Source organism: Polaromonas sp. P1_G4 (genome assembly GCF_056405475.1).
In genome coordinates this window covers 1-1,363 of sequence record NZ_JBFUCA010000793.1, presented here as the reverse complement: position 1 = coordinate 1,363, position 1,363 = coordinate 1, and the positions used below count along the sequence as shown (strand labels likewise).

Genomic DNA, 1,363 nt, shown 5'->3' with positions numbered 1-1,363 from the left:
GCCTTTGTCAGTCGCGGCAATGATCATTTCCCCCAGGGGGCTGTGGAAGGTCGTCTGGACGACGGAGTTGTCGAATTTCATCTTGTTCACCTTTGAATGGTTTCGAGTTTCTGCCTTATCAGGTCTTTTTCGGGCCTGAATAGGCGGCTTAAGCTGACTTGTCTCTTTTACGGGCAAAGACTGGCTCGATCATTCACCGGCGATGTTCGCGCCAAGGCGCTGGACCGTCCAATGAAATCGAAGCGCTGCATTCATTCCCCGAACGCATGAATCGGCATGTTGTCGCTATTGCGCCGTCAGCCGGGGCGCTCGAGCGTGCCGCTCCAGGCGCGTATCACCGCGTAGCTGCGCCAGGGTTTCCATGCATCCGAGGCCAGCTCAGCCTCCCGTGCCGGGTTCTTTTTTTCCTGCACACCCAGCGCCTTGTGTAGCGCCACATCGCCTGAAGGAAACGCATCGGGCCAGCGCAATGTCCGCATGGCTATGTATTGCGCCGTCCAGTCACCGATGCCGGGCAACCCTTTAAGCGTAGCCACCGTCGTGTTGATGTCGGCGCCACTGTGCAATTGAAGGCGTTTTTCTGCCACTGCCTGCGCGATTCCCACGATGGCGGCCTGGCGCTGCCTGACGATGCCCAGTTGCCCGAGCGCATCGCCACTGGCTGCGGCCAGTACGGCCGGGGCGGGAAAGAGGCGCGTCAGCTGTGGCCACGGTGTTTCCACGGGTTCGCCAAAACGGTCCACCATGCGCTGCGCCAGCGTGCGCGCGGCGGCCACGGTGATCTGCTGGCCCAGCACGGCGCGCACCGCCAGCTCGTAGCCATCCAGCGCGCCTGGCACTCGCAGGCCGTCGCCTTCGGGAAAACTGTCGTGCAGTACGCTGTTGATGGTGGCCGGATCAGCGTCCAGGTCAAAGGTGGTGCGCACGCGGCGTATCACCAGCGGCAACACTTCGCGCAGCGAATCGCTGACGCGCAGCACCAACTGCGAACGGCTTTCATCAAAGCTTGCGAGCAGCCAGCCGGCATGCAGCTTGCCGCCCGACTCGATGCTGAAAGTCCGGCCCAGAGCGGGCTGCGCAGCGTCCGCGTCAATGAATTCAATGGCACTGATGCAGCGCTTGCTGAAGAAGGCCAGCATCGCCTGCACGTCATAGGGCGGGCGGTAGCCCAGCCGCACGATGACGCCTTCGCCCACCTCGCCGACCCGGGCCGGGCCCTGGCGCCGAAGCTGCGTGGGGTTGAGTTTGTAGTGCTCCACAAAGGCAGCATTAAAGCGCCGCACGCTGGCAAAACCGCTGATCAGCGCAATCTGCGTGATGGGCAGATTGGTGTCGGCCAGCAATTGTTTGGCCGTGTGCAGCC

Annotated in this window: 1 protein-coding gene; it reads right to left on the bottom strand. The window is 62.4% G+C overall.

Features of this window, described 5'->3' with window-relative positions:
* Positions 1-296: 296 nt before the first annotated feature.
* A partial coding sequence (locus AC1D1X_RS23405) for an AlkA N-terminal domain-containing protein (protein ID WP_477699356.1) occupies positions 297-1,363 on the bottom strand: 1,067 nt, incomplete at its 5' end.